Origin of the sequence: Paraburkholderia caledonica, from assembly GCF_000383275.1 — a bacterium.
Taxonomy (GTDB): Bacteria; Pseudomonadota; Gammaproteobacteria; order Burkholderiales; family Burkholderiaceae; genus Paraburkholderia; species Paraburkholderia caledonica.
In genome coordinates, this window is the sequence record NZ_KB911034.1 from 649,768 (window position 1) to 671,474 (window position 21,707).

Annotated in this window: 20 protein-coding genes; 9 read left to right on the forward strand and 11 right to left on the reverse strand. The window is 64.3% G+C overall.

From position 1 onward, the window contains the following. Positions 1-186 precede the first annotated feature (186 nt). Positions 187-456 (reverse strand): acyl-CoA-binding protein, encoded by a 270-nt coding sequence (locus H281_RS0102990; protein ID WP_027775355.1) that lies wholly within the window; start codon positions 454-456, stop codon positions 187-189. A gap of 188 nt (positions 457-644) precedes the next feature. On the opposite strand from H281_RS0102990, the gene tsaB reads away from it, so the two are divergent. The 4 genes from tsaB to H281_RS0103010 are packed head-to-tail and all read left to right on the forward strand — an operon-like array spanning position 645 to position 4,228. Next, positions 645-1,448, forward strand: a complete 804-nt coding sequence (gene tsaB / locus H281_RS0102995) for a tRNA (adenosine(37)-N6)-threonylcarbamoyltransferase complex dimerization subunit type 1 TsaB (protein ID WP_020065602.1) — start codon at positions 645-647, stop codon at positions 1,446-1,448. Then, complete coding sequence (gene rimI, locus H281_RS0103000; protein ID WP_020065603.1) at positions 1,445-1,939, forward strand: ribosomal protein S18-alanine N-acetyltransferase; 495 nt, start codon at positions 1,445-1,447, stop codon at positions 1,937-1,939. Before tsaB ends, rimI begins: the two co-directional genes overlap by 4 nt. Then, complete coding sequence (locus H281_RS0103005) at positions 1,926-3,134, forward strand: uracil-DNA glycosylase (protein WP_020065604.1); 1,209 nt, start codon at positions 1,926-1,928, stop codon at positions 3,132-3,134. Before rimI ends, H281_RS0103005 begins: the two co-directional genes overlap by 14 nt. Beyond that, positions 3,089-4,228: a DUF1853 family protein gene (locus tag H281_RS0103010; RefSeq protein ID WP_020065605.1), complete on the forward strand. Its 1,140-nt coding sequence runs from the start codon at positions 3,089-3,091 to the stop codon at positions 4,226-4,228. The genes H281_RS0103005 and H281_RS0103010 overlap by 46 nt, the downstream gene beginning before the upstream one ends. A gap of 10 nt (positions 4,229-4,238) precedes the next feature. Here H281_RS0103010 and thiD read toward each other — a convergent pair whose 3' ends face one another. Both thiD and lplT read right to left on the reverse strand, forming a co-directional pair. Further along, positions 4,239-5,048 (reverse strand): bifunctional hydroxymethylpyrimidine kinase/phosphomethylpyrimidine kinase, encoded by an 810-nt coding sequence (gene thiD, locus H281_RS0103015; protein ID WP_020065606.1) that lies wholly within the window; start codon positions 5,046-5,048, stop codon positions 4,239-4,241. 61 nt (positions 5,049-5,109) lie between these two features. After that, a complete protein-coding gene (gene lplT / locus H281_RS0103020) occupies positions 5,110-6,417 on the reverse strand; it encodes a lysophospholipid transporter LplT (protein ID WP_020065607.1) in 1,308 nt (435 codons plus the stop codon). 218 nt (positions 6,418-6,635) lie between these two features. Between lplT and alr the strand changes: the two genes are divergently transcribed. From alr to H281_RS0103035, 3 genes are all read left to right on the forward strand, one after another. Further along, positions 6,636-7,706 carry an alanine racemase gene (alr, locus tag H281_RS0103025; protein ID WP_020065608.1) on the forward strand — a complete coding sequence of 357 codons (1,071 nt, stop codon included), beginning with the start codon at positions 6,636-6,638 and terminating at the stop codon, positions 7,704-7,706. Between the two features lie 105 nt (positions 7,707-7,811). Then, positions 7,812-9,188: a DNA repair protein RadA gene (radA, locus tag H281_RS0103030; RefSeq protein WP_020065609.1), complete on the forward strand. Its 1,377-nt coding sequence runs from the start codon at positions 7,812-7,814 to the stop codon at positions 9,186-9,188. Between the two features lie 145 nt (positions 9,189-9,333). Continuing rightward, the gene (locus H281_RS0103035; protein WP_020065610.1) at positions 9,334-9,612 is read left to right on the forward strand and encodes a DUF2866 domain-containing protein; all 279 of its coding nucleotides are present in this window, start codon (positions 9,334-9,336) and stop codon (positions 9,610-9,612) included. Positions 9,613-9,740: 128 nt separating this feature from the next. Here H281_RS0103035 and H281_RS0103040 read toward each other — a convergent pair whose 3' ends face one another. Together H281_RS0103040 and H281_RS0103045 are read right to left on the reverse strand one after the other, a co-directional pair. Further along, positions 9,741-10,967 carry a CaiB/BaiF CoA transferase family protein gene (locus H281_RS0103040; protein ID WP_277394728.1) on the reverse strand — a complete coding sequence of 409 codons (1,227 nt, stop codon included), beginning with the start codon at positions 10,965-10,967 and terminating at the stop codon, positions 9,741-9,743. 58 nt (positions 10,968-11,025) lie between these two features. Further along, positions 11,026-12,975 (reverse strand): ATP-binding cassette domain-containing protein, encoded by a 1,950-nt coding sequence (locus H281_RS0103045; RefSeq protein WP_020065612.1) that lies wholly within the window; start codon positions 12,973-12,975, stop codon positions 11,026-11,028. 135 nt (positions 12,976-13,110) lie between these two features. Between H281_RS0103045 and H281_RS0103050 the strand changes: the two genes are divergently transcribed. Beyond that, entirely contained in the window at positions 13,111-13,590 is a 480-nt protein-coding gene (locus H281_RS0103050; protein WP_020065613.1) for a glutathione peroxidase, read from the forward strand. A gap of 24 nt (positions 13,591-13,614) precedes the next feature. On the opposite strand, the gene cls is transcribed toward H281_RS0103050, so the two are convergent. The 6 genes from cls to dapC all read right to left on the reverse strand — a co-directional run bounded on the left by cls (position 13,615) and on the right by dapC (position 20,180). Beyond that, positions 13,615-15,081 carry a cardiolipin synthase gene (gene cls, locus H281_RS0103055; RefSeq protein ID WP_020065614.1) on the reverse strand — a complete coding sequence of 489 codons (1,467 nt, stop codon included), beginning with the start codon at positions 15,079-15,081 and terminating at the stop codon, positions 13,615-13,617. A gap of 343 nt (positions 15,082-15,424) precedes the next feature. Beyond that, on the reverse strand, positions 15,425-16,309 hold the full coding sequence (gene prmB / locus H281_RS0103060; protein WP_020065615.1) for a 50S ribosomal protein L3 N(5)-glutamine methyltransferase: 885 nt from the start codon (positions 16,307-16,309) through the stop codon (positions 15,425-15,427). 26 nt (positions 16,310-16,335) lie between these two features. Further along, positions 16,336-17,475, reverse strand: coding sequence for a succinyl-diaminopimelate desuccinylase (gene dapE / locus H281_RS0103065; RefSeq protein WP_020065616.1), 1,140 nt, complete (start codon positions 17,473-17,475; stop codon positions 16,336-16,338). Positions 17,476-17,632: 157 nt separating this feature from the next. Continuing rightward, positions 17,633-17,998 (reverse strand): ArsC family reductase, encoded by a 366-nt coding sequence (locus tag H281_RS0103070; RefSeq protein ID WP_020065617.1) that lies wholly within the window; start codon positions 17,996-17,998, stop codon positions 17,633-17,635. Beyond that, entirely contained in the window at positions 17,998-18,825 is an 828-nt protein-coding gene (gene dapD, locus H281_RS0103075; RefSeq protein WP_020065618.1) for a 2,3,4,5-tetrahydropyridine-2,6-dicarboxylate N-succinyltransferase, read from the reverse strand. The genes H281_RS0103070 and dapD overlap by 1 nt, the downstream gene beginning before the upstream one ends. A gap of 137 nt (positions 18,826-18,962) precedes the next feature. Further along, positions 18,963-20,180 (reverse strand): succinyldiaminopimelate transaminase, encoded by a 1,218-nt coding sequence (gene dapC / locus H281_RS0103080; RefSeq protein WP_020065619.1) that lies wholly within the window; start codon positions 20,178-20,180, stop codon positions 18,963-18,965. A 422-nt stretch (positions 20,181-20,602) separates the two neighbouring features. Here dapC and H281_RS0103085 point away from each other — a divergent pair, with 422 nt between their 5' ends. Next, positions 20,603-21,640, forward strand: a complete 1,038-nt coding sequence (locus H281_RS0103085) for a DMT family transporter (RefSeq protein ID WP_020065620.1) — start codon at positions 20,603-20,605, stop codon at positions 21,638-21,640. Positions 21,641-21,707: the final 67 nt, after the last annotated feature.

Here is a 21,707-nt window from a genome sequence, read left to right on the forward strand (position 1 = left end):
GCTAAACGCTACGAGGCGCTGCGCCGCAAAGGCCGATAGTGAAAAACCGGGCAAAGCAGTGAAGCGCAGGCAACATTGTATAGGTATTTGTTGCACTGCGCCACTGTTAAGACATTTCCTGGCGCGACTCTGGCGCTTGAGATAGAGCGACGCACCGCTGCGAGCGGCTCCGGCGCCAATTGCAGTTTACGCGGACGCGCCGCTCTTCAGCGATTCGACCAGTTCCACGTACTGCTGCTTGGCGGCGTCCTGCGCAGTGCCCTTGAGCGCTGCCCACGCGTCGTACTTGTATTTGCCGACGATATCCGTGAAGCCCGGCTTGTCGCCTTGAACGTCGCCTTCGCTGGCTTGCTTGTAGAGGGCGTAAAGGCGCAGCAGTGTGAGGTTGCCCGGACGCTCCGGCAGTTGTTTGACGTCTTCCTGGGCTTGGGTGAATTGCGTGTCGAGGTCCGTCATCGTCGTGCTCTCCGGCGGGATGGTTAGGTGGCCGACGATCATAGCAATTGCATGCCACGGCGTGGCCGAGGGCTTACTCCAAACGCAAGGCGCCTGCGAGCGGGGCGCGTGGACCTCGTGATCACAACGCGCGTTGCAGCCGAGACCAAACCGCATCCGCGCGCGCGGCGCCGATTACAATACGGTCCATGACTCAAACAGTGCTTCTTGCCCTCGATACTTCCACCGAATTCTGCTCGGTAGCGCTTCTGTCTGCCGCCGACGCCGGTGCAGCGGGCCACGCGCGCGCCGAGTCGCGTGTGTGGGTCCGTCACGAGCAGACGGGCGCCGTGTCCAGCACCCGCCTGCTGCCCGCAATCCGCGAACTTTTCGACGAAGCCGGCCTGACCCTCGCCGACTGCAACGCCATTGCGTTCGGTTCAGGTCCCGGCTCGTTCACCGGCCTTCGCACGGCGACTGGCGCCGCGCAGGGGCTGTCGTTCGGCCTCGATCTGCCGGTGGTGCCGGTTAGCACGCTGCTGGTTTGCGCGGAGAGTGCGCGGCGCCGCGATCCGGCCGCTACGCGCGTGCTGGCGGCGCTCGACGCCCGCATGGACGAAATCTACTGGGCCGACTACGCGTGGAACGAGGTTGACGGCGAATGGCGCACCGTTCAACGCGCCTCGCTCGATACGCCCGAGCGGCTCGTGTTACCCGACGAACCGTTCACGCTCGCGGGCAACGCCGCCGCGGCCTTCGGCGCGCGGCTGCCGGCGCTCGCAGCCGCCCGAACCGTCGATCATGAAGCATTGCCGCATGCGCTGCCGCTCGCGTACGCCGCATTGCGCGCGTTCCACGCGGGCCGCACGGTGCCGGCCGATCAGGCCGCGCCCGAGTACATCCGGAACAAGGTCGCGCAAACCACGGCCGAGCGCATCGCGGAAAAGGCCGCCAAGGCGGAGCAGGCCGCGGCGCTCGCTCATCACGCCGAGCCTCGCGAGGGACGGCAATGAGCGGCGTGCTGCTGGCGGACCGCTACATGTCGCCCATGACCGAAGGCGACCTCGACGAAGTGGCCGCCATTGAAAAGCTCGCCTATGAATTCCCCTGGAGCCGCGTCAATTTCGGCGACTCCCTGCGCAACGGCTATTTCGGCGTCTGTCTGCGGCATGTGACGGGTACGTTGATCGGCTATTGCGTGCTGATGCCGGTCGTCGACGAAATGCATCTGCTGAATCTGTGCGTGACGCCCGCCGCTCAAGGGGCGGGCGCAGGACTCGCGCTACTGCGGGAAGCCGTGCGCATTACCCGCGCCGAGAAACTCGACGGTTTGCTGCTGGAGGTGAGGCCGTCGAATCATCGCGCCATCCGGCTCTATGAGCGTTTCGGCTTCGCGTCGATCGGCCGGCGCAAAAACTATTATCCGGCGCGGCATCGCAGCCGGGAGGACGCCATCGTGATGCGTTTATCGTTTGTCAGGGAGGGCGCGGATGGCGCTGCATGAATCAGTACTGGAAGAGTTCGGGCTCGCGCCGCGCTGGGTGCGTCGCGGGATGGCCGCGACGCCGGAAGCCGCTGACGAACCCGGCGCGGAGCAGGGCGCCGACGCGCCGCGCCCGCACCGTGCAAGCGACCTCACGCGGCTCGATGCGGGCGAGCCTTCTTCGGTTGGATTGACGCCGCAGAAGTCGCTCACGCCGGCTATGCGCGCGGCAGAGCCGTCGCGACAAGCCGACAACGAGCAGATGCAGACGCCGACGCAGACGCGGATTGGAAACGATGCGCGAGGTCTCGAAACACAGCGGTCCCAGCCGGAAGCGCAGCTGAATGATTCGCTGCAGGCAGAGCCGGCTGCGCGTGCGGAACAGTCCTCGCGCCGCTCAGATCAATCGGCAAATGGCGCGGAGGCGACGCAGCAGCGCGCGCCACGTGCCGCCGAAAGCCGCAATCCGGCAAGCGCCAGCACCGAGCCGCATATGCCGGAGTCGTCGTCATTCGACGCTCCTCCCGCCGACGACTTCGCCTGGTTCGACGATCTCCCTCTTCATCCGCCGGGCGACGCTGGCGCACCGATGCATGCGCTCGGCGACACGCCTCAACCTCCCGCGATCCACACGCTCGACTGGGACGCGCTGAGCGAGCGGGTGTCAACCTGCGAGCGTTGCCGGCTGTGCGAGAAACGCACCAGGACGGTTTTCGGCGTAGGCGATCGGAACGCCGACTGGATGCTGATCGGCGAAGCGCCCGGCGAGAACGAAGACCGCGTGGGCGAGCCGTTCGTCGGCCAGGCCGGCAAGCTGCTCGACAACATGCTGCGCTCACTCACGCTGGCGCGCGACGCGAACGTGTATATCGCGAACGTCATCAAGTGCCGGCCGCCCGGCAACCGCAATCCCGAGCCTGATGAAGTCGCGCGCTGCGAACCCTATCTGCAACGCCAGGTGGGGCTCGTAAAGCCGAAGCTCATCGTAGCGCTCGGTCGCTTCGCCGCGCAAAGCCTGCTCAAGACCGACGCGAGCATTTCGTCGTTGCGCGGCCGCGTCCACGAGTACGAGGGTGTGCCGGTAATCGTCACCTATCACCCGGCTTATCTGCTGCGTAGCCTGCCGGACAAGGCCAAAGCATGGGCCGATTTGTGTCTCGCGCGCGATACGTGGCGTGCGGCCGGCGGCGCAGCGTCGAACGCGGCAAAACAGTGAGCGCGGATGAGCCGGCGGCGCGCAAAACCGTCGCCGGCGCTTACTCGGTCGGAGCGGCTGTTGGGAACGGAGATTCCGTTCCAGCCGATGCCGCCAGCGCGCAGGCCGTTCTTCCCACATTGCTCGACAGGCTGCGCGACTGCGCAGTTCGCGATCTCGCCTGGCTGTTGTTGAGCGCCGATTTGTTGCGTCCGCAACCGCCGGTGGGCGAACTCGCTACTCCATTCGCGTCCTTGCGGCAACTCGACGACATCGTCGACTGGCTGTGCGCGCTCGACGCAGCGCCCGCTCCGCTGCATGACGATCTCGCCGCAACGCGCATGACTCGCCTCGGCCGCTACGCCGAACGCTTGCTCGGCTGGTTCCTGCAACATGGCCCCACGGCCAGGCTGGTCGCGGCGGGCGTGCCGCTGCGGCGTGCGGGGGTCACGCTGGGCGAATGCGATTTCCTGCTACACACGCAAGAGGGTGCGCGGCTTCACTGGGAGCTTGCGGTGAAATGCTATCTGCATGCCGGCAATGTCGACGCGCGAACCGCGCCGCTATCACCGTCCGCATCATCGCTCACGTCATCGCAGTTATCGGACTATGTCGGCCCGAACCTCAAGGACCGCTTCGACCTCAAGCTCGCCCATCTGCTCAGTCATCAATTGCCCTTGAGCGCGCGCGAAGATTTTGCATCGACGGGTTATCCGGGACCGTGGACGCCCCAAATGTTCGTCAAAGGATGGTTGTTCTATCGGCATGGCGAAACGCCGGCAGATGCGGCCGAACTGGATCCCGCGCATGGCCGCGGCTGGTGGGTGACACGGAGTGAGTGGCCGGACTTTGCAGCGGCGCATGCGCAGCATTGGCGCGTCTTGCCGCGGCTCGAATGGCTGGCGCCCCGGCATTATGGTCAAGACGCGGAGCAGACCGCCAGCAGGGCTTCGATCGATCCGCTAACGCTCACCGCTCGAAGCACCCAGCAAACCGGCCCGACTATGATCGCCGCATTGGCAGAAGACACGGCGGGCAACCTGGTTGAACGCTCGCGTGGCTTTGTCGTACCCGACGAGTGGCCTGAGCAGGCTCAGGCCTACGCAAGGCAGTAGCGCGGCCGCGTTACCACCATCGATAGAAATGATGCACGGGGCCGACGCCGTTGCCGACGTCGAGCCGATCGCTCGCCTGCAATGCGCCGGTCAGGTACTCCTTGGCATCCGCGACCGCGCTCGCCAGATCGTCGCGTTGCGGCATCAGTGCTGCGATCGCCGACGACAGCGTGCAGCCCGTTCCATGCGTGTTCTTCACCGGCACACGTGGGCCACCCAGCCGCAGCGTGCCGCTTTCCTGGATCAGCCAGTCCGGACTGTCGGTTGCGCTCAAATGACCGCCTTTCATCAGCACCGCGCGGGCGCCGAGCGCGCGCAGCGCTTCGCCTTGCTCGACCATGCCCGCTTCGTCGGCAGCCGGTTGCACGCCGTCGAGCAGTGCGGCGGCTTCAGGAAGATTGGGCGTCAGCAGATCGGCGAGCGGCAGTAGTTCTTCGCGCAATGCGGCGACCGCATCCGGCAGCAAGAGCGCATGGTTGCTCTTCGAAATCATCACCGTATCGAGCACGATGTACGTGGGCTTGTGCCGCCGCAACGCGTCGGCAACTGCACGGACAATCGACGCGTTGGCGAGCATGCCGATCTTTACCGCGTCGATGCGGATATCGTCGAACACGGCGTCCATTTGGGCGGTGATGAAGCCCGCGTCCGGCGCGTGGATCGCGGTGACTCCGCGCGTGTTCTGCGCGGTGAGCGCGGTAATCACGCTCGCGCCGTAAGCGCCGAGCGCCGAGAAAGCCTTCAGATCGGCCTGAATGCCGGCGCCGCCGCCCGAATCGGAACCGGCGATGGTCAGCACATTGGGAATCGGTTGAGTCATCGCAAAGCGGTAGAGGATGAAGGCGCGAGGGCGGCAGCAGAAGCGGACGCGCCCCGACGCGTTAGTGCTTGACTTCGCCGATCAGCGCGACGGAGTCGAACGCACGCTGGTTCGCCTGGTGACGCCGCATCACGAGCCACATCATCAGGCAGACGAAGGTGCCGAACAGCACGATGACCGCCGTGACCGGCACGTCGAGCCAGACGAGCACCGCGTACAGGCACAGCATGACGAGCACGGAGAGGTTCTCGTTGAAGTTCTGCACGGCGATCGAGTGACCCGCCGACAGCAACACGTGGCCGCGATGCTGGAGCAGCGCATTCATCGGTACGACGAAGAAGCCCGACAGGCCGCCGACGATCATCAGGAAGACATAAGCGACGATCAGATAACCCGGCACGTGCATCCGGCCGAAGTACAGCCCCCAGTGCGAAGGGAACAGGTTACGTGTATAGAAAGCCATGAGCATGACGGCAAGCCCCATCATGATGCCCACCGGCAGCACCGACAGCGACTTCTTCAGCGGCACGCGCGAGGCCGCGAAGATCGCGCCGCCCGCGACGCCGACGGCCACCACCGCCTGCAGGATTGCCGCTTCGGAGAGCGACATGTTGAGCGACACTTCCGCCCACTTCAGCACGATGAATTGCAGCGTCGCGCCCGCGCCCCAGAACAGCGTTGTGACCGCGAGCGAGATCTGCCCGAGCTTGTCGCGCCACAGCACGAGAAAACAGTCGGCGAAATCGGTGACGAGTTTGATCGGGCCGCGTTCCTGCTTCGGGTAGCGCGCGCCGGTGTCGGGAATGCGCAGATTGAAGAGCGCTGCAATGACGTAGATCACCATGATGACCAGCATCGCCGCTTCAGCGGGCGTGTTGACCGTGGGGATATGGTGCCGCAGGATCGGCGCAGCAATATGCGGACTGATCAGCGCGCCGCCGAGCACCGTACCGAGAATGATCGAGCCGACCGTGGTGCCTTCAATCCAGCCGTTTGCGGCGACGAGCCTGTCAGGCGGCAGCAGTTCGGTGAGAATCCCGTATTTGGCGGGCGAATACGCAGCCGCGCCAAAACCCACGATTCCATACGCAAGAAGCGGATGCGCGCCGACGAGCATCGTGATGCAGCCGAGCACCTTGATAGTGTTCGTGATGAACATCACGCGTCCTTTGGGACGCGAATCGGCGAAGGCGCCCACGAAGGCGGCTAGAACGACGTACGACAGCACAAAGAACAACTTGAGCAGCGGCGTCATCCAGTTCGGGGCGTGTAGATCTTTCAGCAGTGCGATAGCAGCGATCAGAAGCGCATTGTCGGCCAGCGACGAAAAAAACTGCGCGGCCATGATGGTGTAAAAACCTTTTTTCATCTGATGCGATGCTGTCCTCGCTGCGGTCTGTCCGCCCCGGCCGTTTGTTATGCGTCCGGGCTTATGCCGTTCGAAATGGGTTGTGCGCACGGCTTTATATCATGAAAATAGCTGCATTCAGACTAGCAGAATCCTTGATCGCACCGCCCAGCGGGCTGCCGCGCGTTGAAAACGCCCTGTAAGCCGCTGATTCGCAAGCGTCTTTACGAAAATACTCCATGCCGCGCCCCCTCTCAGCCACGATTCACACCTCCGCCCTCGCCAATAACCTCGCCGTCGCGCGCCGCTACGCGCCTAAATCGAAGATCTGGGCGGTCGTGAAGGCCAATGCGTACGGCCATGGCCTTGCGCGCGCTTTCCCAGGTTTGCGTGCAACGGACGGCTTTGGGTTGCTGGACCTCGAAGAAGCCGTGAAGTTGCGTGAATTGGGTTGGGCCGGCCCGATTCTTTTGCTCGAGGGCTTTTTTCGTCCGACGGATATCGACGTCATCGACCGCTATAGCCTGACCACGGCGCTCCACTCGGACGAGCAGTTGCGCATGCTGGAAATGGCGCGGCTTTCGAAGCCTGTGAACATCCAGTTGAAGATGAATAGCGGCATGAACCGGCTCGGCTACACGCCGGAAAAATTCCGCGCGGCGTGGGAGCGGGCGCGCGCCTGTCAGGGCGTCGGTCAGATCACGCTAATGACCCATTTTTCCGACGCCGACAGCGAGCGTGGCGTGGCTCACCAGATGGAAGCGTTCGAGCGCGGTGCGCAGGGCATCGCCGGCATGCGCAGCCTTGCCAATTCGGCGGCCACGCTGTGGCATCCGCAATCGCACTTCGACTGGGTGCGCCCGGGCATCATTCTGTACGGCGCGTCGCCTTCGGGCATGTCCGCGGCAATCCAGGGCACCGGCTTGCAGCCCGCCATGACGCTCACGTCCGAACTGATCGCCGTGCAGAACATCGCGGAAGGCCACACGGTCGGCTACGGTTCGCTCTTCAAGGCGCGCGGGCCGATGCGCATCGGCGTGGTGGCGTGCGGTTACGCGGACGGTTATCCGCGTGTCGCGCCGGAAGGCACGCCGGTGATCGTCGAGGGCGTGCGCACGCGGGTCGTGGGACGCGTGTCCATGGACATGCTCACCGTCGACCTCACGCCGGTTCCCACTGCGAACGTGGGCTCGCGCGTCGAGTTGTGGGGTGCGTCGCTGCCGATTGACGACGTTGCGCGCGCCTGCGGCACGATCGGCTACGAGCTGATGTGCGCGGTCGCGCCGCGCGTGCCGGTGCGTGCCGAGTAATGTCCGGCAACGCGTATTGACGCGGGGCAATAGCGGAGCGCGCTGCTTCATCGAACGGCGCGCTCGAGACAGGAACATCAAATAACAGTAACCAGGCAAGAACGCGTGGCAAAAGCAAAAACGTTGTACGTATGCAGTGAATGCGGCGGTCAAACGCCAAAATGGGCGGGCCAGTGCCCGTCCTGTCAGGCCTGGAACACACTCGTCGAATCGGTCGTCGAAACACCTTCCACCCATCGTTTCCAGTCGCTAGCAAAGAGTGCGCCGGTGCGGCGTCTCGCCGATATCGAAGCCTCCGACGTGCCGCGCTTTTCCACCGGAGTGGGCGAGTTCGACCGGGTGCTCGGCGGCGGCCTCGTGCCGGGCGGCGTAGTGCTGATCGGCGGCGATCCGGGCATCGGCAAATCGACGCTGCTGCTGCAGTCGCTCGCCGAGATTGCCGCCGACAAACGCGCGCTTTACATCAGCGGTGAAGAGTCGGCCGCGCAGATTGCGTTGCGCGCGCAACGGTTGTCGCTGCTGGAGCCCGGCTCCAAAGCGAGCGAACTGCAATTGCTCGCCGAAATCCAGCTTGAGAAGATTCAGGCGACGATTGCGGAGCAGCAGCCCGACGTCGCGGTCATCGACTCGATCCAGACCGTCTATTCCGACGCGCTCACGTCGGCGCCGGGCTCGGTCGCGCAGGTGCGCGAGTGCGCGGCGCAATTGACACGCATCGCAAAGCAGTCGGGCACCACGATCATCATGGTCGGCCACGTGACCAAGGAAGGCGCCCTCGCCGGACCGCGGGTGCTGGAGCACATTGTCGATACGGTGTTGTACTTCGAGGGCGACACGCACTCGTCGTTTCGCCTCGTACGCGCGATCAAGAACCGCTTCGGCGCGGTCAACGAACTCGGCGTGTTCGCAATGACCGAGCGCGGCTTGCGCGGCGTCGCGAACCCGTCGGCGCTCTTTCTGTCGCAGCACGAGCAGTCGGTGCCGGGCTCGTGCGTGCTGGTCACGCAGGAAGGTACGCGGCCGCTGCTGGTCGAGGTTCAAGCGCTGGTGGATTCCGCCAATGCGCCGAATCCCCGGCGTCTCGCCGTCGGCCTGGAGCAGAACCGGCTCGCGATGCTGCTCGCCGTGCTGCATCGGCACGCGGGCATCGCATGTTTCGATCAGGATGTGTTCCTGAACGCAGTGGGCGGCGTGAAGATCACCGAGCCGGCCGCGGATCTCGCGGTGCTGCTGGCCATTCATTCGTCGATGCGCAACAAGCCGCTGCCGAAAGGGCTCGTGGTATTCGGCGAAGTAGGTCTTGCCGGCGAAATCCGGCCGTCGCCGCGCGGCCAGGAGCGCTTGAAGGAAGCCGCCAAGCTCGGCTTCTCGGTCGCCGTCATTCCAAAGGCCAACGCGCCCAAGCAGCCGATAGAAGGCTTACAGGTTGTTGCGGTCGAACGTATCGAACAGGCTATCGACCGGGTCCGCACCCTTGAATAGAAGCCGATAGCGCGCGTGGTGCGCCACGCGCGCGCCGTAATGCGCCGTAAATATCTCCAGGTTGGTTGTAACCAACAAGCCCTTTCTTTTTCCTTAAGCTGCAAAGCTATTGCATCCCTTCCGATGCCCGAAAAAGGATCGCGCCTTGAAACACTCACATGAAACCATCGCCGAAGGGCCGATACAAGTGCGCGGCTGCCGGGTCTCAGCGCCCATTCATCAGCCGTGGGGCGGCACTTGCCGGATCGTCGAGTGGATCGACAGAACGGGGCAGATTTCGCGCCGCGTGGTAGCCGGCGACGCGACCGCCGCCGAGGTGCGCGCCACCATCAATCGCCATGTGGAAGGCCGCAAGCATCTGCTGTACGACGACGAAAAGACGCCGCGTCAGACGTTGCCGCGGCAGACGGTGGCGCGCCGGTGAAGCTGCCGGCTGGCGCGAGGTGTTGAAGAGCGTTGCGCCTGGCTCGGGCTTCGATTGCGCTTTGCCGGCGCTCCAGTCACGTTTCGCGCCGGTATTGAAGTGCGGTTCAATCGTGCTCCGGTCGCGCTTTAGGGCGCGCGTCGCTTCGGGTCTTCAGATCCATTTATGAGTTCATCCGGCACGACATGCTCGACATGCTCGTCGTGCTCGTCCTGCGCTTGCGGATTGAACAATGGATGCTGGGCCGCTTCGGCCGCCGTCAAGACTGGCGAGACGCAGCAATCGAGCGGCTCCAGCAACGCGACCCATTCATCGAGCGCACGCGAGCCGATGACGTCGGCGAGTTCCCGTGTGAGCGCAACGGCGTCCGGCCCGCCGATCGCCTGGCCGAGACTCCAGTGGCGTGTGGCCCATTCGGGGCGGTCGAGCGCCATGCACAGGCTTTCCCAGAACTTGAGTTCCAGCGCACCCACCGCGAGCCAGCGGCCATCCAGCGTACGGTACAAGTTGTAGCAGGGCACGCCGCCGTTCAGCAGGCCCGCGCCTGGCCCTGTCTGTTCCGTTGCGTTTCGCGCCGTGTTCCCGGCGGCGCTGGCCGCGCTATCTCTCGCGGCATTTCCCGCGGAATCGCCATTAGCGAGCGCGACCTGCGCGATCACGTTGTGCGCATGAGTGGCGTGTGTCATCGAAACGTCGACGAAACGGCCTTCGCCGCCCCGCGATACATGCCATAACGCGGCGAGGATCTGCGTAACCGCGCTGAGCGCGCCGCCGAGCAGGTCGGCAATCTGGAAATTCGGCACGATCGGCGCGCCGTCGCGGTCGGTGAGTTGGTCGAGAACGCCCGCGTAGCCGATGTAATTCAGATCGTGCCCGGCATGATCGGCGAACGGGCCGCGTGCGCCGTAACCGCTGATCGCGCAGTACACGAGCCGCGGATTGGCCGCGCGCAGCGTCGCGTAGCCCACGCCGAGCCGATCCATCACCCCCGGCCGGAAGCTTTCGATCAACACGTCCGCTTCGGCCGCGAGCGCTCGCAGCACATTGCGTCCTGCTTCCGACTTGAGGTCGAGCCGCGTCTCGCGCTTACCGCGATTCACCAGCCGGTAAAACGCGCCGGGCCGTCCGGCCACGCGGTCGCTTGACGATTGCATCATTGTTCGCGTCGGGTCACCGGCGCCGGGCGCTTCGATTTTCAGCACTTCGGCGCCGAGTTCGGCAAGCCGCAGCGCGGCGACCGGGCCCGGCAACAGACGCGTGAGGTCGAGCACGCGCAGGCCTCTTAACGGAGGCGGGGCGGACGCCGCGTTGGAAGCGGAGTCGGCGGCTGAAACGGAAGATGCAGCGGAGGACATCGCAGATGACAAAGCCAACCTCTCGTCGATGCCGGCGCGGATCGCGGACAGCGTCCCGCTAGCCGATTTGTTCGAGTTCTTCGTGTGTCTCGAGCCATTCGGCTTCGAGTGCTTCAAGGCGCGCGTTCACGTCTGCCTGACGGCGAATTGCGTCCGTCAGTTTGCTCTTTTGAGCCGGCTCGTAGCTGGCAGGATCGGCGACAAATGCGTCCAGCGTCGCCTTTTCCGCGTTGAGCGCGTCCATCTCCTTCTCGATCTTCGTGATACGGCTTTGCAGCGGCTTCTTCAGGTGCGCTAGCTTCTGACGGGTTTCCGCTTCCAGCCGGCGCTGTTCCTTGCGATTCACGCCGCCGTCCGCACCGTTGTCGCCATTGAACGCGCCGTTCGCCGCATTGCCCGCTTTCAACGCCGCGCGCTGCTCGGCCGCATGTTGCAGCAGCCAGTCGCGGTAATCGTCGAGATCGCCGTCGAATTCCTGCAAGCGGTGCTTTGCGACCAGCATGAACTGATCTGTCGTGGCGCGCAGCAAATGCCGGTCGTGCGACACGAGGATCAGCGTGCCTTCGAACTGAGCGAGCGCCATGGTCAGCGCGTGCCGGGTTTCGAGATCCAGGTGGTTGGTCGGCTCGTCGAGCAGGAGCAGGTTCGGCTTCTGCCAGATGATCAGCGCAAGTGCGAGCCGCGCCTTTTCGCCGCCGGAGAAAGGAGCGATCTTCGACGTCGCCATTTCGCCGGAAAAGTTGAAGCTGCCGAGGAAGTCGCGCAATTCCTGCTCGCGCGTATCCGGCGCAAGGCGCGCGAGGTGTTGCAAGGGCGTGTCGTCCGCGCGCAGCGTTTCGAGCTGATGCTGCGCGAAGTAGCCGATGCGCAGACCTTTGCCTTCGCGCACGTGCCCGCCGAGCGGCGCGAGCGTCCCGGCCAGCGTCTTGATCAGCGTGGACTTGCCTTGGCCGTTTGCGCCGAGCAGCCCGATGCGCTGGCCGTTCTGAATAGACAGCATCACGCGCTCGACGATCGGAATTTCGACGCCTTCTTCGCTGTGATAGCCGCAGCGCACGTCTTCCATCACCATCATTGGGTTCGGTGCGGAATCGGGCGTGCGAAATTCGAAGGTGAACGGCGACGTAGCGTGCGCCGGCGCGATCAGTTCCATCTTCTCGAGCGCCTTCACGCGGCTTTGCGCCTGGCGCGCCTTGGTCGCCTGTGCCTTGAAGCGGTTGATGTAGCTCTGCAGATGCTCGACCGTGCGCTGCTGCTTTTCGTATGCGCTCTGTTGCAAAGCGATCTGCTGCGCGCGCAGCACTTCGAACTGCGAGTAGTTGCCGCCGTAACGCTTGATCTGCTGCTGTTCGAGATGCAGCGTAACGTTGCAGACCGAATCGAGAAATTCGCGGTCGTGCGAGATCACGATCAAGGTGCCCGGATAGCGGTGCAGCCAGTCTTCGAGCCAGACGATTGCGTCGAGATCCAGGTGGTTGGTCGGTTCGTCGAGCAGCAGCAGATCCGAACGGCACATGAGCGCCTGCGCGAGATTGAGCCGCATGCGCCAGCCGCCCGAGAAGCTGCTCACCGGTTCGCGGGTCTGGTCGAGCGTGAAACCGAGGCCGAGCAGCAGCGCTTCGGCGCGCGCGGGCGCGGTGTAGCCGTCGGCGTCTGCAAAGGCTGCATGCGCGTTGGCTTCGGCCGCGCCGTCGTGCGCGGCGGAGGCGGCCGCGATCTGCGCTTCGATTGCGCGCAATGCCGCGTCGCCGTCGAGCGTATAGGCGAGGGCGGTCTTGTCCGCAGCGGGTGTTTCCTGCGCGACGTGCGCGATCTGCCACGTCGGCGGGATCGAAAAATCGCCGCCGTCCGCATGCAGTTCGCCGAGCAGCACGGCAAACAGTGTCGACTTGCCAGCGCCGTTTGCTCCCACGAGGCCCGCCTTTTCGCCGGGATTCAGGGTGAACGTGGTGTTGTCGAAGAGCGGCTTGGTGCCGCGCGCGAGGCTGAACTGGTTAAAGCGGATCACGAAGAGGCCGGCTTGAGAAAAACGCTATTTTAGACTGCCGGGGATGACACCGGGCGCTCAGCCGGCATCAGCCATTCGGCCGACTGTATCCGCCGCGCTTTTGGCATAGACTGACGGCTTTCCTGGGGAGAGCACATGACATCGATTTATTCTTTTTCGGCCCGCACGCTAGGCGGCGAGGAAGTGAGCCTCGGGCAGTACGAAGGCAAGGTCTTGCTGATCGTCAATACGGCGAGCGAATGCGGTTTCACGCCGCAATATGCGGGCTTGCAGAAGCTGTATGAGGGCTATGCGGCGCGCGGGCTTGCGGTGCTGGGCTTCCCATGCAATCAGTTCGGCAAGCAGGAGCCGGGCGACGCGGCGCAAATCGGCAGCTTCTGCGAAAAGAACTACGGCGTGACTTTCCCGATGTTCGACAAGGTCGACGTGAACGGTGCCAACGCGCATCCGCTGTTCCGCTATCTGACCGGCGAGGCGCCCGGTCTGCTGGGTCTCGAAGCGATCAAGTGGAACTTCACGAAGTTTCTTATCGGCCGTGACGGCAACGTGGTCAAGCGCTACGCGCCTTTGACCAAGCCCGAGGCGATTGTCGAAGACATTGAAAAACTGCTGTAACCACGCGGCGCGTGCCGCGACGGCTCACAGAATTGGCGAAAACAATCGGGCCACATGCATCAGCACGCGCCGTAATGCGCTCGCGTGGCGGTACTCGTTGCGATCTATCTCACGAGATTCGGCGAAATCGGCGAGCAGCATTGCCTCGACTTCTTTCGCAAAATCGCGGTCGACCGTCATCACCATGATCTCGAAGTTCAGGCGAAACGAACGGTTGTCGAGATTGGCGCTGCCGACCGCCGCCGCCACGCTGTCGATCAGCACGACCTTCTGATGCAGGAAGCCCGGCTCGTAGCGAAAAATGCGGATGCCCGCGCGCAGCGAATCGTACGCATACAGTTTCGACGCTTCGAACACCACCACGTGATCGCGCCGGCTGGGAATCAGAATGCGGACGTCAACGCCGCGCAGCGCTGCGAGCCGTAGCGCCGAGAACACGGCTTCGTCCGGCACCAGGTAGGGCGTCGTAATCCAGATGCGCTCGCGCGCGGCATTGATCGCTTCGACGAAGAAGAGCGAGCAGGTTTCCTGCTTGTCGGCCGGGCCGCTCGGCACGACGAGGCAGTGCATGTCGTGGCCCGTTGCCGGGTGCGCGGAGTTGACCTCGTCCGACGGCGCCGTCGGCAGATGGAGTTGAGGCAACTGCTGCGTTGCCCAGTACCAGTCTTCGGTGAACACGAACTGGATGCTGGCGACCGCCGGTCCGCGCACTTCGATATGAGTGTCGCGCCACGGGGAGAGCGGCGGCTTGCCGCCCAGATATTCAACGCCGACGTTGTGGCCGCCGACAAACGCGCGTTCGCCGTCGACCGAAACGATCTTGCGATGGTTGCGAAAGTTCAGTTGCAGCCGGTTGACGAACCGCCGATTGGTGGCGAACGGATGCGTGTCCACGCCGCCCGCGCGCAGCGACGCGACATAGCGGTGCGGCAGATCGAAGCTGCCGATGCTGTCGTAGAGGAAATACACGCGCACGCCTTGCTGTGCTTTCGCTATCAGCGCGTCTTTGAACATTTCGCCGAGCGCATCGTCGCGCACGATGAAGAACTGCACGATCACGTAATGGCGTGCGTTTTCGATGGCCTGGAAAATTGCCTCGAATGTCGCAGTGCCGTTCACCAGCGTGCGCACGGAATTGCCCGGCAGAAACGGCATGCCGCCCAACCGTGTGAGCGAGTGGACGAGCCTGCCGCCAAGTGCATGCGCGGGGAGTTGCGCCGAGGAAGCGAGCCTGTCCCACTCTGGAGGATGCGCGTGCGCGCGCAGCAATTCGTTTTCGACGCGGCGCGCGTCGGCGTAACCCGCAAACTTGCTGCGCCCGAGAAAGAGGTATGGGACGAGCGTGAGATACGGCATCGCGACCAGCGACACGGCCCACGCAATCGCGCCTTGTGACGTGCGGGTATTGAGAATCGCGTGACATGCCGCGACCACGCCGAGTATGTGGGCGAGGGCCACCAGCGTGCCGACGTGAAGCAGGTCGAATTGCATAGGCAAGCGAAGGGATGGGCGAAGCGCTGCACGGCTCGCTGGACGAACACAGCAGCTAAGCTAACAAGCTAAGGAACTAACGAGCTAACGACCTAACGGCGCCCATCTTACAGAACGCGCGCGGGTTGAGGGCGGGTCGGGTATTGCCTGAAACGACGGCAAGTGCTTGCACGGCGTCGCAACGACTGCGGGGAAGCTAACCGTGACCGACGACTCAGGCATCCGCTGTGACCGAGCCTCTACCGGATTAGAGCAAGCACTTTGCATGAAGTCGCAGTGAGCAGCGGAAGCACTCACTGCGACGCACAACCAAGCCTCGACTCCGGCCCGGTGTCTGCCCGGTTCAGACAGGCAGGTCGGCGGCCTGGATCAGGAACACGTTGTCGTCGCCGGCGCTCGTGGACAGCCACACGAGATTCAACCCGCCGAATGCCGCTTCCACATGCTGACGTTCGTTGCCGATTTCGATCACGAGCACGCCGTCTTCTGTCAGCCAGTTGCGCGCCTCGGCGATGATCCGCCGCACGATGTCCATGCCGTCGCTGCCGCCCGCGAGTGCCATTTCCGGCTCGTGCTTATATTCGGCGGGCAACTCCTGCATCGACGCGGCGTTCACATACGGAGGGTTGCTGATGATCACGTCGTAGCGGCGCTCCGCGAGCGGCGCATACAGGTCGCCTTCGAAGAGAGCGATGCGCTCGTCGAGCTTGTAGTCGTCCACGTTGCGCGCGGCGACTTCGAGAGCCGGCGCGGACAGGTCGACCGCGTCGATATCGGCATTCGGAAACGCATGCGCCGCAAGAATCGCGAGGCAGCCCGAGCCCGTGCAAAGTTCGAGCACGGCGCTGACCTGTTCGGGATCTTCGACGTAAGGTTGCAGCCCGTCCTGCAGCAACTCGCCGATGAACGAACGCGGCACGATCGCGCGTTCGTCGACGTAGAAGCGAAAGCCGTGCATCCACGCTTCCTGGGTGATGTACGCAGCCGGCACCCGCTCGGTAGCGCGACGTTCGATCACGTTGAGAACCGCGTCGATCTCAGCCGCGCTCAAGCGTGCGTCCATGAACGGATCGAGCAGGTCGAGCGGCAGATGCAGCGTGTGCAGCACCAGATAGGCGGCTTCGTCGTACGCATTGGCCGAGCCGTGGCCGAACGAGAGCCCGGACTGGTTAAAGCGCGACACCGCGAAACGCAGCAGGTCGCGGACAGTGGAAAAGGGCAGCGTCATCGCAATAGTCCTTGGATATATCCCGGTTAAGCGATCAGTTGTTCGAGCACGCGGCGGTACACGTTTTTGAGCGGCTCGATGTGGGCGACGTCGATATGTTCGTCGATCTTATGAATGCTGGCGTTCAGCGGGCCGAACTCGACCACCTGTTGGCAGATCCGCGCGATGAAGCGGCCGTCCGAGGTGCCGCCGGTGGTCGACAGTTCGGTGCTCACGCCGGTTTCGTCCTTGATCGCTTTGGCCAGCGCGTTCGACAGATCGCCGTGGGGCGTGAGGAACGGCAGGCCGCTCACGGTCCACTGCAGGTCGTATTCGAGGCCATGCCGGTCGAGGATCGCATGCACGCGTTGCTGCAAACCTTCCACCGTGCTGGCTGTCGAGAAGCGGAAGTTGAACATGACGTCCGCGTGGCCGGGAATCACGTTGGTGGCGCCGGTGCCGCTATGGATATTCGACACCTGCCACGTGGTGGGCGGGAAGTATTCGTTGCCGTCGTCCCAGCGCTCGGCGACGAGTTCTGCGAGCGCGGGCGCGAGCAGATGCACTGGATTTCTGGCCAGATGCGGATAAGCGATATGGCCTTGCACGCCCTTGACGACGAGCTTGCCCGACATCGAACCGCGCCGGCCGTTTTTCACCGTGTCGCCGAACTGCGTGCTCGAAGTCGGTTCGCCGACGATGCAATAGTCCATGCGCTCGCCGCGAGCTTGCAGCGCCTCGACGACTTTGACGGTGCCGTCGGTGGCGGGGCCTTCTTCGTCGCTCGTGATCAGAAACGCGATCGAGCCGCGATGCCGCGGGTGCGCCGCGACGAACTCCTCGCTCGCGACCACGAAGCCGGCGATCGAGGTTTTCATGTCGGCTGCGCCGCGACCGTACAGCTTGCCGTCGCGATGCGTCGGTTCGAACGGCGCGGACTGCCATTGCTCCAGCGGGCCGGTGGGCACCACGTCGGTGTGACCGGCAAACGCGAGCAGCTTGCCCGCGCGGCCGTCAACGCCGCGTTTGACGGCCCACAGGTTCGTCACGCCGTTGGATTCAATGGTTTCGTGCTCGAAGCCGAGCGCGGACAGGCGTTCGATCAGGAGGCGCTGGCAATGCTGATCGTCGGGCGTGACGGAGGCGCGCGCGATCAGTTGTTCGGTAAGGGCGAGGGTGCCGGACATGGATTCGATACAAGCCACTTTGGGATGAAAAAATGCCGGCTGGCGGTGACGCACCGCAGCCGGCAACAGCTTTGACGCAACGCGGCGACGCCGCGTTCAAGCAACACAATGCAGCGGCAGGGCAAGCGGCAGAGCGCTCACGCGAACGCCGCCATGCTCACGCAAACAGCGTTGCATATTCTTCGGGCGAAAAACCAAGCGACTTCACGCGCCCATTGATCACCAGCACGGGCCGCTTGATGACCGACGGCTTGTGGATCATCAGCGCGATCGCGCCCGGCTGGGTGTCCGCCGCCGCCTTCATGTCGTCGGACAGACCGCGCCACGTCGTGCCGCGGCGGTTCAGCAATGCGTCGAGCTTGACGTCTTTCAACCAGTCCTGCACGAGCGGCTCGGTCACGCCGGCTTTCTTGAAGTCATGAAACTCGAACTCCACGCCGTGCTCTTCGAGCCACACACGCGCTTTCTTCACGGTGTCGCAGTTCGGAATTCCGTAGACGACAGTCTTGGTGCCGCGCGCCATTAGTCGCCTCGCAGGAGCTCATTCAGGCCGACCTTCGCACGTGTCTTTGCGTCGACCTTCTTGACGATCACGGCGCAATAGAGGCTGTGCGAGCCGTCCTTCGACGGCAGATTGCCCGCCACCACGACCGAGCCCGCCGGAATGCGGCCGTATGTGACTTCGCCGGTTTCGCGGTCGTAGATCTTGGTGCTCTGGCCGAGGTACACGCCCATCGAAATCACCGAATTTTCTTCGACGATCACGCCTTCCACCACTTCCGAACGCGCGCCGATAAAGCAGTTGTCTTCGATGATGACCGGGTTTGCCTGCAGCGGCTCCAGCACGCCGCCGATGCCTACGCCGCCCGACAGGTGCACGTTCTTGCCGATCTGCGCGCAGGAACCGACGGTGGCCCACGTGTCGACCATCGAGCCTTCGTCGACATAGGCGCCGATGTTGGTGTACGACGGCATCAGCACGACGTTTTTCGCGATGAACGAGCCGCGGCGCGCGATGGCGGGCGGCACGACGCGAAAGCCGCCGGCGGCGAAGTCTTCAGCGGTGTAGTTGGCGAACTTCGACGGCACCTTGTCGTAGAACTGGCTGTAGCCGCCCGCGGGCATCGGCGCGTTGTCTTCGAGGCGGAACGACAGCAGCACGGCTTTCTTCAGCCATTGATTGACGACCCACTCGCCGTCTTTCTTCTCGGCGACGCGCAGCGCGCCCTTGTCCAGTTGCTCGATGGCGTGGGCGACGGCTTCACGCACGTCGGCCGGCGCGGCTTTGGGCGACAGATCGGCGCGGTTGTCCCAGGCGGTGTCGATGATTTGCTGAAGTTGTTGCGACATATGCGTGCTTTCTGAAGAGTTGAAGTCTGAAGAAGGGAGGCGGTGCGCAAGGCGTTCGCCGGGAAAACGGAACAGGAACAATCAGCGGCAGGCCGCGCGACGAATCTGACGACGTGCCGGCCTGAAACCCGGCAAACTCAGCCCGCCAGCCCGCGGCAAAAATCGACGATGCGTTGCGCGCCCTGCGTGCATTCGTCGACGTCGGCGACGAGCGCGAGGCGCACGAAATTGCGGCCGGGGTTCACACCATGCGCGGTGCGCGCGAGGAACGAGCCCGGCAGAACCGTCACATTATAGTCGGCGTAAAGACGCTGGGCGAACTCCGTGTCCGTGAGGCCGGTGCGCGAGACGTCGGCCCACAGATAGAACGCGGCGTCGGGCAGGCGCACGTCGAGCACCGCGGCAAGCATCGGCGTGACTGTGGAAAACTTCTGCACGTATTTCGCGCGGTTCTCGCGCACGTGCGCTTCGTCGTTCCAGGCTGCGATGCTCGCGCTTTGAAACACCGTTGACAACGCCGCGCCGTGGTACGTCCGGTACAACAGGAAGTCCTTGAGGATCGCCGCGTCGCCCGCGACAAAGCCCGAGCGCATGCCGGGCACATTCGAGCGCTTCGACAGGCTCGACAGCATGATGAGTCTGTCATAACCGCGGCCGAGCTTGTGCGCGGCTTCGAGGCCGCCGAGCGGCGCGTTGGCTTCGTCGAAATAGATCTCGGAGTAGCACTCGTCGGAGGCGATCACGAAGCCGTGGCGGTCCGAGAGCGCGAAGAGTTCGCGCCAGTCTTCGAGCGTCAGCACCGCGCCGGTCGGGTTGCCCGGCGAGCAGACATAGAGCAGTTGCGTGCGAGCCCACACGTCGGCCGGCACCGCCGAGTAATCGCACGCGAAATTGCGCGCCGGGTCGCTATTGACGAAATAGGGCTCTGCGCCCGCGAGAATCGCCGCGCCTTCGTAGATTTGGTAGAACGGGTTCGGACAGAGTACGATCGCAGGCTCGCCTTTCGCATTGCGCCTCGGGTCGATGACCGTTTGTGCGAGCGCAAACAACGCCTCGCGCGAACCCGAGACCGGCAGCACCTGGGTCGCGGGATCCACCGGCGGCAGGCCGTAGCGCTGCGTAACCCACTTCGCGATCGACTCGCGCAACGGCAGCGACCCTACGGTGGCCGGATACGCGGACAGACCGCCGAGCGAAGCGATCACGGCGTCGGTTATCAACGTGGGCGTCGGATGTTTCGGCTCGCCAATGCCGAAGCTGATATGCGGGAAGCCGGCGGCCGGCGCGACGTCTTTGAAAAGCGCGCGCAGCTTTTCGAACGGATAGGGCTGGAGGGAGTCGAGTAGCGGATTCACTGGGCGGATCGAGCCTGATCGAAGAGGGCGCGGAAAGATGCACGACGGCGCATGCGCTGGGTCGCGCCGCGCGAAAATAGCAGCGGCGGCGAGCAGGGGATTATAGCGTGCGCGAGGGCTGGCGTTGGGCGGCTGGCGGGCGTGGGCCACGGTTGAGCCTGCGGCAAGCGGGCATTGGCCACGCCGACCGGACGCCAACGAATCCTCAACTAGAAGTAACCTGGCATCAACCAGGGCACCACCACCCGCCAGGCGGCGCAGTTAATGCGCTGCAGCGGGAACGACGCGGAACGTAACAGTCCGCGCAGAAACAAGGCAGGAGCAGCAATGTACGCAGCAATCGAGGAGACGTCCGGACGAGGAGCGCGCGAAAACGCCGCAGTCCGTGACACGAACAGCACCGTCTCGCGGAGAGCGTCGCCATGACCAACTGGCTTCGCACAGGGTGGCCGACGCTCGCGATCATGCTGGGTGCGTCGGTGTGGGGAATGATCTGGTATCCGCTGCGGATGCTCGCAGCGCTCGGCGTGACCGGCACGGCCGCGAGCGCGCTCACGAGCGGCGCCGGTTGCCTGTTCGTGCTGCTGGTGCGCCATCGGGCGCTGAAAACCGTGCGCTGGCACTGGCTGCTGCCGGCGCTCGCACTCGCCGCGGGCATCACGAATCTTGGCTTCGTGTGGGGATCGATCCACGGGCAGGTGATGCGCGTGCTTCTGCTCTTCTATCTGACGCCTGCATGGACGGCGCTCTTCGCGCACTTCATCCTGCATGAACGCCTGACGTGGGCCGGCGCGGGTCTCGCCGCGCTGTCGCTGGCCGGCGCGATGACGATGCTGTGGTCGCCGCAACTCGGCATTCCGCTGCCGGGCAACCTCGCGGAATGGGCGGGCCTCGCGGGCGGCATGGGTTTCGCAATGAGCAACGTGCTGATCCTGAAGACCAGCCGTGTATTGCCGCAGATGAAACCGGAGATGCGCACCGCGACCATCTTCGGCGGCGCGGCGATTTTCGGCGCTTGCGCGTCGCTATTCGAAGCGATGCCCGCGCCGCCCACCGGCGCACATCTCGCTACCGCCGCGTGGCTGGTGCTCGGCCTCGGTTTTCTGCTCGCGTCCAACAACATGCTCGTGCAATACGGGCTGTCGCGCGTGCCGGCCAACCGGGCGTCGATCATCATGCTGTTCGAACTCGTGGTCACGGCAATGTCCGCGTGGCTCTTTGCCGGCGAGACGCCCGGCCCGCGCGAATGGGCGGGCGGCGCGTGCATCGTGCTTGCTTCGGCGCTGTCGAGCTGGATGCATCGGACGAAGGCAATGCCGCCCGATCCCGCCAATCAGGATGCGGGCGAGGACCCGGGCGACGACCCGGGCGCCACGAGCGCCACGAGCACATGCTCGGCCGACATCCACCAGCGCGACGACCCTAAGGACGGCAAGAACCGCCCACGCGCGATGGTATGATTGCCCCTCATTAGCCGGCGCATGCGCAGTGCGCGTGCAGCCGGCGCCCATGTCTCGAGGGCTGGCA